This is a genomic window from Aquirufa aurantiipilula (assembly GCF_019923745.1).
GTDB lineage: Bacteria > Bacteroidota > Bacteroidia > Cytophagales > Spirosomataceae > Aquirufa > Aquirufa aurantiipilula.
Genome location: NZ_JAANOG010000001.1, coordinates 102,000 through 119,221, shown reverse-complemented (window position 1 = coordinate 119,221; position 17,222 = coordinate 102,000). Strand labels below are relative to the sequence as shown.

The following is a 17,222-nucleotide window of genomic DNA, read 5'->3' as shown; positions in this document are numbered from 1 at the left end:
AATGGTCAAGTCGCTTGGCTATTTAGCAGTAAACGAAATCATCCAATTGATTCCAAACTGATCGATTAAGGTACCATAATAAGCTCCCCAGAACATATCTTGAATGGGCATGGTGATGACAGCATTATCTGACAAGCCATCAAAAATTCGTTGAGCTTCTACTTTACTATCTGGTTCTACGCAAATATGCATATTGTTTCCTGTACTAACAGTAAAACCCAGTTCAGCCGGAGCATCGCTCGCCATTAAGGTATGATTATTAATTAAAGGTAATTCAATGTGTAAAACCTGCTGCTTGATGGATTCTGGAATTGGAGGTTGATTCACATCAACGGGCAATTCCTCAAATCGTTGAATTCCATTCACAAATTCTGTTTTGAAAATGGATTGATAAAAAAGAAATGCTGCTTCTGCATTTCCTGGAAAATTGACATAGGTGCTGATTCTGGACATATATTTATACTTTAAAGCAAACTAATTCAATTATTTAAAAATTATATATCATCACAAATTTTTATTAATAGTAGATTTTGTTGGGTTAATTACTTTTTTAACTTGATTTTCAAAATCACTTACATAGTTTTGATCTTGAAGTACCCTGAATTTGGCAAACTCTTTTTCTACCAGTTTCATTGCTACTTCATGACTTACTTTCCCAGCATCGTTGAGTATTTGATATTCATTAAATTGCAAAAAAGCATCCAACTTGGTTATCCAATCTGACATATTCATTGGAATTTGTCTTTCGGCTTGCAATTCGGCAAAATCTAAATACATGGTAACGATACGTTCCAACTCTTTTATTTCTTTTTCTTGCATATAGTTTTTTGCTGTACTTATATCACCTTTTAATACTTTGCCTGTGGGTGCATTTTTCCAAGTGGTTAAACCCATATTAGGTTTACTGGTATCGGCTCTTTGTGCTATTAGTTCGGCTGCTGTTTTGCCTGTAATAGCCCAATGTAATTTATTTTGAACTGTCTTAAAAAACAATTGTGTTATTTCTGCATCCTTATTTTAGTCTATACTGCACTGCTCATAAATGTCCGTAATTTTAAGGTAGTAGCGCCTTTCGCTAGCACGAATTTCACGGATGCGTTCCAAGAGTTCATCAAAGTAATCTTTGCCAATGCGTTTGCCTTGTTTCAAACGTTCATCGTCTAACACAAAGCCTTTGATTATAAACTCTTTAAGGGTTTGGGTAGCCCAAATGCGAAATTGGGTCGCCTGAAAGCTATTTACTCGATAGCCTACAGCTATAATGGCATCTAAACTGTAAAAATCTAATTTTTCAGAAACTACACCTCTAAAACCTCTATTTACCACAGTTTCCATTTTGGAAATAGTGGTAGATGAAGTTAATTCTCCTTCAGCATAAATATTAGTTAAGTGCTTACTAATGGCTGGTACTTTTACTCCAAATAATTCTGCCATGGCTTTTTGGGTAAGCCAAAAGGTTTCGTTATTAAAAACTACTTCAATATTCACATGGCCCGTTGGAGTGCTGTAAAATATGATATCGCTACTTTGCATAATCTATGGAATAATAATTTGAATCCTAAAACTATACTGCAAGTATTAAAATTAGTATAGATTTACCAAGCAGCGGGAATTTATAAAATGAAATTACTTCCCGATACATGAAACGATAAGAAACAAAAAACGCTGAAACCCTTGTAAACAGTGACTTTCAAGAAGTATTTCGAGCAACAAATGAGCAACTACTCATCAAATTTCGACTTTCTTGAGTTACAAATCAGCAACAATAAAGAACGATAAAACGAAGATAAATTAAATTTTTGATACTTGTATTTTGTTGTCGTTTTTTTCTTCTAGCTACATCATCACTACTTCTTGTTTTGTTGCCTTCAAATGCGCAAAATTTAATGCAATGAGCCATTGAGCTTTTGAGCAATTGCGTATTTGCTTCAGATAAATTTCAATACATATAAAGCCAATAAAAATTCAAGAGCGACTATTTATTTTCTCTGAATATTGCTTGTTTGTTTGAAAATGTTGTTTATCTTTGTGAGTGAATACTAACTAACATAAAAACGAATTAGTCCAGTATGCAAGAATTTACAGACAGGCAAATAGAAATAATGGAAGCGGCTACCAACCGCATTTCAAATTATGGTATTCAGAATTTGACCATTAAAACATTGGCGGAGGATATAGGTTTGTCTGAGCCCGCCCTTTACAGGCATTTTAAAAGTAAAAATGAGATCTTATTGAGTTTGTTGGAGTACTTTAAAAAAGAAATGAAAAACCGTATTCAGGCTCTTTCTTTTAAAACAACTGACACTATTGCTGATGAATTAAGGGCCATTTTTAATTCTCAGCTACAAACTTTTACTAACAAACCTGCTATTGTGAGTGTAATTTTTGCAGAAAGCATTTTCCATTTTGATGAAAGTTTGAGTTCTAAAGTGGCTGAAATTATGGATATGATGCAGGACTTTGTTTCTAAAAACATTAAAAAAGGACAAGAAAAAGGACAATACAATAAATTGATTGGAGCTTCTACCCTTACAACCATCATTATTGGTGGAATGAGAATGACTGTGCTGAAATGGAAATTATCGGGACATAAATCTAATCTAGTTAAAGATGGCAAATCGGTATTAGATGGAATTTTAAAAATGATTGAAAATTAAAAAAAAAATTTAACTTGCTATGTTAGTGAATACTCACAAACTCATATTGGGCCTGATCGTTTTATTTGGTTGGAATGTAGCTCGAGCCCAAGAGGTTTGGACACTGAAACAATGTATTGATACGGCACAGGTCCATAACAAAACTTTGCGAATCAATCGCAATAACATATCTATCAGCGAACAACGAAAAAAAGAAGCACAAGCTAATCTCATTCCGAAAGTTACCGCCAATACCGATTACAAATATTTTATGGAATTACCTACACAGCTAATGCCGATGAATGCACTCAATCCGCAAGCTCCGGAAGGTCAATTCAGAGATTTGCAATTTGGTGTTCCGCACAACATTAACGCCAATGTGCAGTTGGCTATGCCTTTGTATAATCCACAGATTTATGGAGCGATACAAAGCACACAAATTGCTAAAGAACTTACAGAATTGCATTTTCAAAAATCGGCAGAACAGGTTCTGTTTGATATTACCACATTGTATTACAATGCTCAAATTATCTTACATCATTTGGCTTTTTTGGACAGTAATATTGCTAATACCGGAAAGCTACTAAAGAATATGGAACTCTTGAAAGATCAACTTTTGGCTAAAGGTAGCGATGTGAGCAAAGTAAAACTGCAAGCCGAACAACTCAACACGCAAAGGCAAAATGTAAACTACAAACTTATTCAGGTCTTGAATGCATTGAAATTGAATATGGGAATTTCATTTGAGCAAAATATTTCTGTTGTTTCTGAAATTCAACAAAAAGTTTCTTTAGAAAGTAATACAAGAAATATTTTGGATTTAAAAATTATCCAAAAACAAAACCAACTGCTTCATAGTGATTTAAAGACATTGAACCAGTCGAGATTTCTGCCTTCGCTAAACTTAATTGCTTCTTACGGAACAACAGGTTTTGGCTATGATAAAAAGCCTAACAATTTTTTGAAATTCTACCCAATTGGATTTGCAGGAGTGCAACTGAGCTATCCACTATTTAATGGAACAGTGACACAGCTAAAAATTAATCAAAAGAAATTGGAGATTACCAACAATGAATTGCAATCAAAATTAATCATTGAAAAGAATGATATGGAAGTTGAAAATGCCATCCAACAAAAAACAATTGCTCAATCCACCATCATCAATACCGAAAATCAAATTGCTTTAGCGAAAACGATTTATGAGCAAACAATTTTACAGCAAAAGCAAGGTACGGCAATACTTACCGATGTTTTATTGGCTGATAATGCACTTCGTGAAGCACAACAAAATTACCTAAATGCTGTCATAGATTTTCTGAAAGCGGATTTGGAGCTAAAAAAGCTGGCAGGAACAATTAAGAATTAAAATAACGAATAAAAAATCAGGAATATGAATTGGAAAAAAATAATCGGGATAATTGCTTTGGTTGCGGTAATTGCACTTGTGTTTTTTAAGTTGAAAAACAATAAAGAAACCACCGAAAGCAAGGTGTATCAATATGACAAAGAAAAACCTATTACTGTAAATGCTGACACCATTCGTTTGCAGACTATTGATGATGCAAATACTTATACAGGTACTTTTGAGCCGAATAAGGAAACAAAAATCAGTGCGGATATACAAGGAAAAATCAATGCTGTTTTGGTAGATGTTGGAAGTAGTGTAAGCAAAGGACAAACACTTATTCAGTTGGATAATTCGTTATTGAAATTACAACTGCAAACGGTTGAAGTGCAGATTGAGGGTTTGGAAGACGATGTAAAACGATACACCATTTTAACGGAAGCCGATGCCGTTCAGGGGGTGCAGTTGGAAAAGGCAAAATTGGGATTGAAATCTGCAAAAGTTCAGAAAGCAACTTTATTAGAACAAATCAGTAAAACCACCATAAAAGCACCTTTCAACGGTGTGGTAACTGCCAAGCTCAATGAGGAGGGCGGTTTTGCAGCACCGGGTATTCCGTTGCTACAAATTACGGATATAAGCACTTTACGTTTTACGGTTAATGTTCCCGAAAATGATTTGGTGCAATTCCAAAACAATCAAACCTACAAAATCAATGCTGATGTTTATCCCGACATTTCCCTATCGGGCAAAATTTCAATGATAGGAAGCAAAGCCAATCTGGGCAATAGTTTCCCAATACAGTTTCAGGTTGCCAACACCAAAAACTTAACCATAAAATCGGGAATGTTCGGCAAAGTAAATCTTTCTGAAACCAAACAAGAACAAGGTATTCTTATTCCGACATCTGCCATTACAGAAGAAAATGGAAAAGCAAAAGTATATCTCATAAAAAACGGAAAAGCCGTATTGCAACCGATAACCATATCAGGAAATATCGGCAATAGAACGATTGTATCAGGCGGATTGGCAACAGGCGATATTGTGGTAACGAATGGCTTTATCAATCTGTTTGACGGAGCGAATATTACGATTAAATAAAATCAGCGAAAATGAATATTACAGAAATATCAATCAAACGTCCCTCGCTGATTATCGTACTTTTCAGCGTATTTGCCCTGCTGGGAATTATCGGCTACAAGAATTTGAGCTATGAACTGATGCCCGATTTTAATCAGCCTGTTGTGGTTATCAGAACCGTTTATCCCGGTGCAGAACCCAACGAAGTGGAAACTTCCGTTTCCCGAAAAATTGAAGATGCACTTTCTAATCTGGAGGGCGTAGATTATTTGCTTACCAAATCATTACCCAATGCTTCAATCATTATTGCCAATCTGAAATACGGAACAGATTTAGACAAAACAATGCAGGACGCTCAACGCTACATTGACAATATCCGAAAGGACTTGCCTAACGATATTCAAAACCCTGTAATGAGTAAAGTGTCGCCTAATGATTTGCCGATAATGTCGGTTAGTGCAACCAGCAATTTAGAGCCGACAGTGTTTTATCAAAAAATGAAAGACGATTACCTGCCACAAATCCAACAGCTAAAAGGAGTGGCAGAGATAACCATTTTAGGCGGAGAAGAACGGGAAATTCAAATCAAGGTGGACAAAGAAAAATTGAAGCTCTATAAAATTTCTTTGTATCAGGTAGTGGAAGCTGTCAATCGTTCGGGGATTGATTTACCTGCCGGAAAATTGCAAACCGATACAGAAAATAATTCGGTACGTTTGGTAGGAAAGTTCAACACCATTACGGACATAAAGAATGTTCAGGTCGCAATGCCTTTTCCAAACAGTCCTGTTTATGTGAAAGATATTGCGGAAGTAACAGACGGCATTAAAGAAATTACTTCGTATAGCCGTTACAACCGTAAAAACGGTATTGGCTTAATGATAAAAAAACAAGGTGATGCCAATGCCGTTGATGTTTCAAAACTGATTAGGGAAAAATTTCAGTCCATTGAAAAACAAAATGCCAATGCAGATGTAAAATTTGTAGTTACGGACGACAGCACCGATAACACCATAGCAGCCGTTAACTCGGTAGTGTTTGACTTGATTTTAGCCGTTATTTTAGTGTCGTTGGTAATGTTACTTTTCCTGAGAAGTTTCAGAAACTCATTGATTGTTTTGGTTGCCATTCCTACTTCCTTAATTACCGCTTTTGCCGTGATGTGGCTTTTGGGTTATACGCTCAACCTGATGACTTTGCTTGCAATGTCTTTAATCATCGGTATTTTGGTGGACGATGCTACCGTAGTTTTAGAAAATATCCAACGTCATTTGGATATGGGTAAAGAAAAAAGAACGGCAGCTATGGACGGAAGAATGGAAATCGGTTTTTCGGCATTGTCTATTACATTGGTTGATGTGGTTGTGTTTCTGCCGATTTTATTCTTACAGGTTTTTGTTGCCGATATGCTCAAACAATTTTCGGTAGTGGTTATCACATCTACGCTTACAAGTTTATTGGTAGGTTTTACTTTAACGCCTTGGCTGGCTTCACGCATCGGGAAAAAAGAAGATTTGCAGCCGACTAATATCTTCAACCGTTTTTTGCTTTGGTTTGAACATCAGTTAGACAAATTTATCAATTGGTATGGCAGAACATTGAATTGGGTTTTACATCACAAACTCATTTTTACAGGATTTGTTTTGTTGCTGTTCGTAGGGACGGCAGCAATGATGAAACAGGGAATTATTGGAAAGGAACTGATTTCCACAGGCGACCAAGGGAAATTCCGTTTGGCATTAGAGTTTGATAAAAGTACTTCCATTCAGCAAAACAATTTGGTTTCAGAAAAAATAGAAAACTATATTTTGAAGCAACCCGAAGTTTCAACTGTTTTCAGCAATGTAGGCGGACCAAGCACAGGTATCGGAAGTTTGGGAGTTGGTTCTGCCAATAAAACCGAATTTACTATTCAGCTAAAATCCAAGAAAGAAACAAATAATCTTTCTACTGAAACCTTTATGCGAAAATTGCGAACTGATTTGCAAAAAGAATATTCAGGCATCAATTTTTCAATGATAACATTAGGCTTAATTCCACGTTCTGCACCGATAGAAATTACATTAAGCGGAAGCGACTTAGACCAGGTAATGCAGACAGGTAATGACTTAAAAACAGTCATTGAAAAAATACCTGGAGCAGATAATGTGCGGCTTTCGGTAGAAGCAGGAAGCCCTGAATTAAAAGTCATTCCTGACAAAGACAAAATGCAGCGTTTAGGATTGAACATGGCTTATGTGGGAATGAATTTGCGTACCGCTTTTACAGGAAATGACGATGCCACTTTAACGGAAAACGGAACAGAATATCCTGTACGGATTTGGTTGGATAAGTTCAGCCGTCAAAATTATGATGATATTAATAATTTGAATATTGTCAATCCAATGGGTGTGCCAATTGAAGTTTCGCAGTTTGCAACTATTGAAAGAGATAATTCGCCTTCGCTTTTAGAACGAAAAGACAGACAACCTGCCGTTACATTAACTTCCGATGCACTCGGCAGACCTTCGGGAACTGTGGCTGACGATGTCGTGTCATATCTCAAAAACAACCCCTTACCCAATGGCATACAAATGACTTGGGGAAGTGATATTAAACGGCAAAACGACAGTTTCGGGGCTTTAGGCTCTGTATTGTTGGTTTCATTTTTACTCATTTATTTGATTATGGTTGCCTTGTACGACAGTTATATTTATCCATTTGTTGCCCTGTTTGCCATACCAGTTGCCGCAATCGGAGCATTTTTAGCATTGAATTTATCACTAAGTAATTTGAGCTTATTTGCTTTGCTCGGTTTGATTATGCTAATGGGATTGGTAACAAAAAACTCCATCTTAATTGTGGATTTTACAAATCAACTGAAAGCAGATGGAAAACATTTCAAAGAGGCATTGATTACTGCAGGCAAAGAACGTATGCGCCCAATCTTAATGACGACTTTTTCCATGGCAATAGGAATGTTGCCCATAGCATTAGGCAGCGGAACAGCAGCAGAATGGAAAAACGGACTGGCCTGGGTAATTATCGGAGGTTTAATTTCTTCTTTGGTTTTAACTGTATTTTTAGTGCCGATGGTATATTATTTGGTGGATAAAGTGAAAGAAAAAATTAGCAATCAAAAAACTGGCGAATTCAATTAATCATAAAAAGATTCCAAACAAAGCCAACTAAAGCTATTTATATCGCTTTATATATACAAAGAGCGACAAAGAGCTACAACTAACGACAAACGTAAACAGCACTACATTGACTTTTTGCATATTTGAACCGTTCGAAATTCTAAAATAGTCTAGACGAGTCTAAAGTTGCGTCTCATAGCGTATCAAATTGTCCAGACACTTTTTCTTTCGAAAAAATAAAAATAATTTAGTGCACAATGGAAGCGGTAACTACGAAAAATATCACCAATGAAATGCTGATGGAGCAATTTCTTGAAATGAAATCCATGATTGCTAATTTGCAATCCGAGATTGAATCTTTAAAGAATCCAGTTGATTCCTTTTTAACGAAATGGATCGATACATTCGAAGCCATGCGTATGCTTCGAGTAAGTCGCCGCACCATCGACAATTATATTAAAGCCGGAAAACTTAAACCCGTTAGAATCAATAAACGGAATCACTTTGCCGTAACCGAAGTAAAAGGCCTGATGCATGTTCCTGAAATTCCAAAAATTAGAAGCTATCAGGATGACATCCAAACAATGCTTAAACAGGTGGCGAGGATGAATGAGATGGGTGAGGATTGGTAATTTGCATGAATTTTTCCATTTTTTGCATGCATTTCTAAAAAACTCACTAACTTTGTATCCGAGCAATGAATTTACTCCGTCAACATATAAAGCAAGGTGAGATATATCGCCGTTCTGACCTGGAATATTATTCCACGGCCATAGATAGGCATTTGGCACAGCTCACAAAAGATGGAACATTGATAAAACTCAACCAAGGATTGTATTACGCGCCCAAACAATCAAAATTTGGGGCTGTCCCCCCGGATGACCGCCAGGTAATAGAATGTTTTCTGAAGGACGAAGATTTTATTTTGGTATCCCCAAATAGTTTTAATTCACTAGGGCTAGGACTAACACAGCTTTATAATACCATATGGGTTTACAACCATAAGCGCAAAGGCGAGTTTCAACTAAATGGTAAGACATTTGAATTCAAACTAAAATCCTCTTTTCCTAAAAATATCTCAAGAGAATATTTGCTTGTTGATTTACTAAACAATTTGGACAACCTTGCTGAAGACCAATCCCAAGCACTAGATAAACTGCCGCACAATGTACGTAGTTTTAATGCTGATGCGTTGATGAAGTATACGCAGCAGTATGGAACAGGCAAAACAAAGCGTACTTTAAAATCAATCCTTCGAAACGTACTTCAGCATGCTTGATTTTAATTATAACTATATATGATAGTTACTTTCCGATACAAAACTTCCCAAAGATGTTTTTCAATAGGTCGTCGTTGGAGATGGCTCCTGTGATTTCGCCTAAGTGATGTAAGGCATAACGTAAGTCCTGAGCAATTAAATCTCCCGTTAAATTAGATTTTAAAGCAGCTAAAACCTCTTCCAAAGTTTCCTGAGTTTGTTTCAATTTCTCGTAATGCCGCAAATTGGTAACCATCGTGCCTGAGTTGGACACTTGATTCAAACCCACCACATCCAATAATATTTGCTCAAAATCCATCAATCCTTGCCCGAATTTGGCTGAAATAGCCACTGTGGGAAAACCCATTGCTTCCCAATCGTTAATTGCTGGCTGGTTCTCATCGACTTTGTTTAATACCAAAATCAAGGGTATATCTAATTCAGCCATTTCTAATAAAGTGGCTTGTATGTCCTCTGGCTTATCCTCACTCACATCCACCACATACAAAATCACTTGAGCCTTCTTCACCCAAGCCTGAGTTCGTTGAACTCCTTGTGCTTCTATAACATCTGTAGTATCTCGTAATCCTGCTGTATCCACCAAACGAAATCGAATGCCGCCTAATACCCATTCATCTTCTAAGCTATCCCGAGTAGTTCCAGCAATATCAGACACAATGGCTCTTTCCTCTTTCAATAAGGCATTTAACAAGGTGGATTTCCCTGCATTGGGTTTTCCAACTATTACAGTAGCTACGCCGTTTTTAATGGCATTTCCTGCCTTAAAACTAGCTACCAAGGGTCTCACTTTATCTAATAGCTTATTGACTAAATCCTCTAAATCTTGTCGATCCGCAAATTCCACATCCTCCTCACCAAAATCCAACTCCAACTCAATCAATGATGCAAAATGAATCAATTCCTCTCGCAAAGCAGCCAATTCTTGTGAAAAACCTCCCCGTAATTGATGCAAGGCAGCAGAAGTAGCTGCGGCTGAGTCAGCGGCAATAACATCGGCAACGGCTTCAGCTTGAGCTAAATCAAATGCTCCATTCAAAAAGGCTCTCTGTGTAAATTCCCCTGCCCTAGCTAATCTAGCTCCTTTTTCCACAAATAATTGAATGATACTTTCTTGTATATAGGGCGAACCATGACAAGAAATCTCGATGACATCCTCTTTGGTATACGACTTAGGGCCTTTATATAAACTAATCACCACCTCATCATACACTCTTCCTTCGGATTCAATACGTCCGTAATGTAGAGTATGCGGGGCTTGTTTAGATAAATCTTTAGTAGGAAAAACGTCATTCACCCAGGCTATAGCTTGGTCGCCCGACAAGCGGATGACACCTATAGCACCTACCCCTAAAGGAGTAGCTAGGGCAATAATCGTATCCTTAAAATCCATTATAGCAAGTTTTGTAATTTCATGGCAACAGACATATCACCAGAAATCTTGATTTTTCCTGTCATGACAGCCATCATCGGGTTTAAGTCGCCCGACATCACTTTGCTAAAATTTTCTACCGTAGCAGAAATAGTACAATCAGCCTCTTCATTTTCATTGGTGACTGAACCATCGTTTTTAACAACAATGATACCTTCTGGAAAAGCAAACTTAAATGAAACGCCTAATCCGCCTTTTTGTGCGGCCATAGTGGCAATACGATCGTTGATGTCTTGAAATGTCATAATTTTATTCTAAATGTGTCAATGAAATAGCAAATTTAAGGCATTTATTTCCTTAAAGAAATTTTACATTAGACTTCCCGGCGGCAAATCCCCTTGAAGTCACAATACTGGCAATCCTCCAAATCTGCCGTTTTCTCAAATGGCTCTGAAGGATCTAGTAAACGATGAACCCAATGTGCAATCAATTTTTCTGATTCCTTTAAAAAATCTTCCAAAGATTGATGTTCACTAAACTCGATATTCTCTGTCAAAACCGCAGCTGATAAATTCCTAAAGGATATAATTCCAGGCTGAATCTGTACGGAAGGAGCATGAATTTGTTTCAAATATTCTACTCGATCTTCTTGTGGTTTAGATAACTCCTTTCCCAATAAAAACTTATATAACCACAACTGAAATAACTTTTCTTTGATATCCTCGGAGGTTAATTCAGACATTAAGTCATCCCCGATTTTCAAATCCTTTTTCTCTACTTTACCTGTTTTATAATCAATAATTCGAATAATATTGGCTCCTAAGCGATCCATTCGGTCTACTCTACCTTTCATTTTCACTGGCCAAACTTCTCCATCAACTGATATTCCTACCTGTGTTTCTAAACTTCCCTCTACTACTAAAAGTTCAATGGGCTCATTTTCCCATTGTTGAGATGCTAGCAAATAATTTTCCAATATCGTTTTCGCAACTTCCTTCAAAACATAATTGAAACCTTTTTCCAATTCAAATACCCCTTTTTCTTTTTCGATTTCACGAATGGCTCGATTCAAATAATCTTCCAAATGAAGCATTTTATCTGACCAATCCACTTGATCCATTCTTCCTCCATGCTGTTCTTGGATTTCTGTATCGATTAATTCCAATACTTTATGAATCCAAGTACCAAAAACATCAGCCCCCATATCGTCATCACTCTGTTTGTCGTCACGTAAACCCACAATTTGAGAAAAATAATACTTCATGGAACAGGTCACCAACATCGAAACTGAAGAGGCAGACAATCCCCTTTTCAAAAGAACTTCCTTGATCTTTTGACGCATCTCTCCCGTTTTTTCAATACTTGTCACATGCTCTTCTCTCTTTTTATCAGATTTACCTAATTCCAAAACAGGCTCTTCCAACACCAATTGAGGATTCTTCTTTTTCCAGTCGAATCGTATCTGTTTGATGAAACGACTCATTTCCTTGATACTTGATTTTTCGGAAGGTTGCACGTAGCAGAGTATTACTTCTTGTGCTCTTTGCAACAAACGATAAAAGTGGTAGGAAGTAACTGCGTCTGCTTGCGTGAAAGTGGGTAATGAAAAATACGACATATTAGCTATGTCCGTAGGAATTAGGCTTTCTCGTTTTCTTGTTCCTGGCAAGGATCCTTCATTCAATGACAATACAATTACTCGATCAAAATCCAGGGTTCGCGTTTCTAATAAACCCATGACATGCAAGGTTCTGGAACTATGATCAGGGCCTTCAAAGGTTAGTTTTTGCTGCTGCAATAATTGCATCAATAGAATCTTTCCACTAGAATAAGAAATCGGGAATCTATCTTGAATAGATGATTCTAGCGTTTCACACACATCAAATGCTTGCTGAACTGCCTCAGCTTGCTCATCCCATTCATTTCGGGGATAAGCCAACATAATTTGATGAATGAAACTTTTGATATGCGCTAATATCACGGAAAAATCATCGTTTGCCTTCACTAAAATATGATTAAGCAGGGGAATTTTCAGGGCTCTAACTTCGTCAAAGGATATATATAAGTTATCAGCACCAAGTTTGGACACCAGTAATTCATTGGTAGTAATTTGCTTCTGCTTAGACCAATATTGGGCATATAACTGTACCAAAGGATGCTGCCAAAGCGTTAGTAAATATGCAGTTGGATATCGACCTTCAACAGCTCTTTTGGTCAAATCCCACCATAAATTAATCAATGAAAATATTTGAGTCTTTTTTATGGAAAAACCCATGGTGATATTCAATCGATCTTTAAACTCACCAATATATTGAGTTACTTGATCCAAAAGCGATTCATCTCCTAACACTAAGGCTACTTGCTCTTGGTCACCATAGGTATGTGCCCATTTTCTAATGGCGTCCATAGCCACATAAACTTGGGCAGAAGGATTGGCAAGACCAATAATTTGAACTTTTTTAGGATCTTCAAGCAAATGCTTTTCCATCCATTGAAAAGGTCCTCGGGATAAATAGTCCTGAGAAACAGGATGAGAATAATTTCTTAACCAATTTCCAGCCCGATGAAATTTATTTTTGACATAGTATTCATCTGCATCCCAAAGAGTCTCTGCCAAACCTTGTTTTAGCAAAGTTTGAATAATTTCCTCCTCTGCTTTTGAAAGTGCATTAAACCCAACAAAATAGATTTTCTTGAAGTTTTTCGCTAATCCTTTTCCTTGTTCTAAATTTTCAACAAGGCTACGATATGCCATTCCTCGGTACACCAAACCCAAGGACTCCAACCTACTTTTAAGACGAATAAATACTTCTAATAAATGATCGTAAAGCTTAAAATAGGCTTTGGTATTTTCAGTAATGAATTTTTCAGGTTGTTCTTCTCCATATTCATTTCCCCATCGTTCCAAGGATTTGGCCTCCGACAAAAAAGAAAACAACTGAACTGGATCTACTAGATATAAATCAAGTAAATCAAAATCTTTTAGCATCAGTTGTCCCCATGAAACAAATCGATCAAAATCAACTTGTTGATCTACTTCTTTGAAACAAGCAAAAGCTTCCATCAATAAAGTTATAGGGTCAATCAGTTCAGAATTTGTCATTTGTAAGGCAAATTCCTCAATGGTCATCACTTTAGGGGAAATAAAAGGTCTTTCTCCCAATTGAGCTAATTGTGTTTTAAGGTAAAGCGCACCTCTTTGGGAAGGCATCACGATTGCGACTTCCCTCAGTTCATCAAAGCCATGTTGAGCTATGAGATGTTCCGCAGTTTTCCTTAAAAATGATTTCATGCTATCTTACAGATTTCCCTTTTTCATTTCTTTGACAGCATAATCTACGGCTCTTGCCGTAAAAGCCATATAGGTTAAAGAAGGATTTTGAGTAGACGTTGAAGTCATGCATGCTCCATCAGTCACAAATACATTTTTCACTTGATGCATTTGATTCCATTTATTCAAAAGAGACGTTTTCGCATCGGCGCCCATACGGACACCTCCCATTTCATGGATATCCAAACCTGGTGCTTGTTTGGTATCTCGGTGGTGAATATTGGTAAAGCCAGCTTTGGTGTACATTTCAGTAAATTGATCTATGAAATCCTGCACCATTTTATCATCATTATCGTCATAAGCCACATTTACATGCAAAATAGGCATGCCATTCTCGTCTTTTTTAAGCTTATCGAGTGTCACTTTATTACTTTCTTTTGGTATCGTCTCACCCATCATGTGTGAACCAGCATACCACATTTGGTTCATCTTTGGATTCAACAGCGAATTTTTTAAGCTCTCACCTAAGCCTTCCCGATCGCTACTTGAACCTCTACCAGCATTCATTCCCGCCGCATAGCCGCGTAAGAAATTGGTTTCTTGCTTGTACAAATTTCGGAATCTAGGGATATAACCTGAATTAGGGCGCCCTCCTTCTGTTTTAAAATCCAAATAACCCTCATATTCCGCAGAAATAGAGGCACGATAGTTATGGAAAGCAATGTGTGTACCCAATAAGCCAGAATCATTACCCAAGCCATTGGGAAAACGATGTGAAGTAGAATTCAACAAAATCAAATTGGTATTTAAAGCGGCTGCGGTAACAAAAATCACTTTAGCAAAATATTCCACCATTTCTTTGGTATGTGCATCCACTACACGAACACCTACTGCCTTTTGTTTCTTCTCATCATAGATGATGGAATGTACCACAGAGTCAGGACGTAATGTCATATTTCCTGTTTTGGCAGCCCAAGGTAAAGTAGACGCATTGGCTGAAAAATAGCCGCCATAAGGACATCCTCTTTGGCATAAATTTCTACCTAAACATTGCGCTCGTCCTTGTTGGTCGTGAATATCCTGAGGTTGAGTTAAATGAGCACACCTTCCAATAATCACATGGCGGTCATTATACAGTCGTTTAATTTCCTTTTGAAAGTGTTTTTCTACACAAGTCAATTCGTGAGGAGGTAAAAACTCTCCATCAGGAAGTGCATCTAGGCCATCCTTATTCCCAGAAATACCTGCAAATTTTTCCACATGAGAATACCATGGATCTAATTCTTTGTAGGTAATGGGCCACGGAGTTGCAAAACCATCTCGTGCTGGGCCATCAAAATCCAATTGAGACCAACGCTGGGTTTGTCTAGCCCATAAGAGCGATTTACCTCCTACTTGATAACCACGAATCCAATCAAATGGCTTATCCTGCTCATATGGATGCTCTTTATCTTTCACAAAAAAATGCTTGGCATCCTCACGGAAAGCATAACATTTAGAAATGATGGGATTTTCTTTGATTTCTTCATCTGTCAATCGACCACGATGGGGAAATTCCCAAGGTGACATTAAAGTAGTGGGATAATCTTCATTATGGGTTACTTTTCTTCCTCTTTCTAAAACAAGGGTTTTAATTCCTTTTTCACAAAATTCTTTGGCAGCCCAACCTCCGGCCATTCCAGACCCAATGACAATAGCACCATAGGTGCGCTTTTCGGCATTCGTTAAATAATTCATCGAAATAAAACTTATGATTTTTTGACTGGAGCACAACCGTTAAAAAAGCCCGGCGCCATGACATAATGATAGTATTTGACCATGATTTCTTCAGAAGAAGTATAGCCTTGAATGGTTAATCCCTTTAAAGTAGACATAGCATTTTGCGCATCAGCACCTAGATTACCATGAGCCATAGCAAAAAGGAATTGCTCTTTTTCTGCTTGGTTAGCTTGAGTCCAGGGTTTTTTCACATAGGTCTCCAAAGATGTTCTAAAACCATTTAATACCTTGCGAAATGCATCCTGAGCCGTTGGCTCATAGCAATCATCCAACATGGTTTTTACAAAGCTTGGAACTCCTAAACTGACAGCTCCAGGGATAGTTGATTCGGGTATGATAATCCCTACCCAATCACTTAATAATTGATCTTGATCCTTAGTCCACTCGATTGGTTTCCAAGAGGTAGGTAAAATAGGTTTCGTTTGGGCAGAAAGGTCATAAAAAGCCACGCTTCCTAATGTGACTAGTGCCATTCCTTTTACCCATTCACGACGAGAAATTGATGTCATTTGCAATAGATTTTAAACAGAGTAAATCTAATGAAAAAACGGGAGCTTGTTGTGCTGAAAATGTAGGTAAAATATGAAAAAACAGAAATTCGATTAGCCCGAACGAGGAATTTGGCGCACACTCTTTTTTTTCCAATTTTTGGGATTATTACGAGTATATTCCTGCATATTATCAAATGCTTTTTTAGTAAGAACAACATAGTCGTGGTAATTCGATTGCCAAGAAAATTCGGCATCAATCTTGTGTGCGTATTTTGACACCGCAGATTTATATGAGCGAATAATAGAGGATATAGATCCATATTTAGGGGAAATGGAAGACATAAATGCTTTTCTTGGACATGCATTTATCTTTTGAAAAGGTCCTTCATTATTTACTATGTTTATATCCAAGACATTAGAATTGGAAGGGAATGTTTCTTTATTTGATGGAATCCTTATGGACAAAGTATCAGAAATATTTTTGATAATCAACATTCCATGTAAATGGTCTGGCATGATGACAAAATTCCCTAAATCTACAAATGGAAAATGTAAAGGTATTTCGATCCAAAATTTTTCTGCCAATTTACCCAATTCACTCAATTGCATTTCAGAATCGAATAATGGATGTTTTTTAACAATTTTACCAAAATAATGAACCCTGTTTTTGGTACAAATAGTAATAAAATAAGCACCAGGCCTTCTGTAGTCCCAATTGGTCTTTCGAGTCGTATCTACTCTATATTTATTCCGAAATTTTCTTGGTTTTATTGGTGGCATAGATATGATTTTTGACTGTATATATCTGTAAAAAACAGACCTCTACAACAAAAAAAGCGCCATAACATATCAA

General features: G+C 37.1%; 13 protein-coding genes and 1 pseudogene. 6 read left to right on the top strand and 8 right to left on the bottom strand.

The annotated features are described in order from the left end of the window. Nucleotides 1-18 precede the first annotated feature (18 nt). Nucleotides 19-453, bottom strand: a complete 435-nt coding sequence (locus G9H60_RS00490; RefSeq protein ID WP_223142174.1) for a VOC family protein — start codon at nt 451-453, stop codon at nt 19-21. 51 nt (nt 454-504) lie between these two features. Next, nucleotides 505-1,335, bottom strand: a pseudogene (locus tag G9H60_RS00485) (virulence RhuM family protein). 734 nt (nt 1,336-2,069) lie between these two features. Here G9H60_RS00485 and G9H60_RS00480 point away from each other — a divergent pair. The 6 genes from G9H60_RS00480 to G9H60_RS00455 all read left to right on the top strand — a co-directional run bounded on the left by G9H60_RS00480 (nt 2,070) and on the right by G9H60_RS00455 (nt 9,459). Continuing rightward, nucleotides 2,070-2,657, top strand: coding sequence for a TetR/AcrR family transcriptional regulator (locus G9H60_RS00480; RefSeq protein WP_223142173.1), 588 nt, complete (start codon nt 2,070-2,072; stop codon nt 2,655-2,657). Between the two features lie 19 nt (nt 2,658-2,676). After that, nucleotides 2,677-4,002, top strand: coding sequence for a TolC family protein (locus G9H60_RS00475; RefSeq protein WP_262899902.1), 1,326 nt, complete (start codon nt 2,677-2,679; stop codon nt 4,000-4,002). Between the two features lie 24 nt (nt 4,003-4,026). Further along, a complete protein-coding gene (locus G9H60_RS00470; protein WP_109322763.1) occupies nt 4,027-5,082 on the top strand; it encodes an efflux RND transporter periplasmic adaptor subunit in 1,056 nt (351 codons plus the stop codon). Nucleotides 5,083-5,093: 11 nt separating this feature from the next. After that, complete coding sequence (locus tag G9H60_RS00465; protein ID WP_223142172.1) at nt 5,094-8,201, top strand: efflux RND transporter permease subunit; 3,108 nt, start codon at nt 5,094-5,096, stop codon at nt 8,199-8,201. A 236-nt stretch (nt 8,202-8,437) separates the two neighbouring features. Continuing rightward, the gene (locus G9H60_RS00460; protein ID WP_223142171.1) at nt 8,438-8,812 is read left to right on the top strand and encodes a helix-turn-helix domain-containing protein; all 375 of its coding nucleotides are present in this window, start codon (nt 8,438-8,440) and stop codon (nt 8,810-8,812) included. A gap of 65 nt (nt 8,813-8,877) precedes the next feature. Then, nucleotides 8,878-9,459: a hypothetical protein gene (locus tag G9H60_RS00455; protein ID WP_223142170.1), complete on the top strand. Its 582-nt coding sequence runs from the start codon at nt 8,878-8,880 to the stop codon at nt 9,457-9,459. A 25-nt stretch (nt 9,460-9,484) separates the two neighbouring features. Here the strand turns inward: G9H60_RS00455 and mnmE are convergent, their stop codons facing one another. The 6 genes from mnmE to G9H60_RS00425 all read right to left on the bottom strand — a co-directional run bounded on the left by mnmE (nt 9,485) and on the right by G9H60_RS00425 (nt 17,149). Next, a complete protein-coding gene (gene mnmE / locus G9H60_RS00450) occupies nt 9,485-10,849 on the bottom strand; it encodes a tRNA uridine-5-carboxymethylaminomethyl(34) synthesis GTPase MnmE (RefSeq protein ID WP_223142169.1) in 1,365 nt (454 codons plus the stop codon). Continuing rightward, nucleotides 10,849-11,133, bottom strand: a complete 285-nt coding sequence (locus G9H60_RS00445; protein ID WP_223142168.1) for an SCP2 sterol-binding domain-containing protein — start codon at nt 11,131-11,133, stop codon at nt 10,849-10,851. The genes mnmE and G9H60_RS00445 overlap by 1 nt, the downstream gene beginning before the upstream one ends. A gap of 68 nt (nt 11,134-11,201) precedes the next feature. Next, entirely contained in the window at nt 11,202-14,120 is a 2,919-nt protein-coding gene (locus tag G9H60_RS00440) for a PD-(D/E)XK nuclease family protein (RefSeq protein WP_223142167.1), read from the bottom strand. Between the two features lie 6 nt (nt 14,121-14,126). Beyond that, nucleotides 14,127-15,836: a GMC oxidoreductase gene (locus tag G9H60_RS00435; RefSeq protein WP_223142166.1), complete on the bottom strand. Its 1,710-nt coding sequence runs from the start codon at nt 15,834-15,836 to the stop codon at nt 14,127-14,129. A gap of 11 nt (nt 15,837-15,847) precedes the next feature. Further along, nucleotides 15,848-16,387 carry a gluconate 2-dehydrogenase subunit 3 family protein gene (locus G9H60_RS00430; protein WP_223142165.1) on the bottom strand — a complete coding sequence of 180 codons (540 nt, stop codon included), beginning with the start codon at nt 16,385-16,387 and terminating at the stop codon, nt 15,848-15,850. Nucleotides 16,388-16,480: 93 nt separating this feature from the next. After that, nucleotides 16,481-17,149 (bottom strand): transposase, encoded by a 669-nt coding sequence (locus G9H60_RS00425; protein WP_223142164.1) that lies wholly within the window; start codon nt 17,147-17,149, stop codon nt 16,481-16,483. Nucleotides 17,150-17,222: the final 73 nt, after the last annotated feature.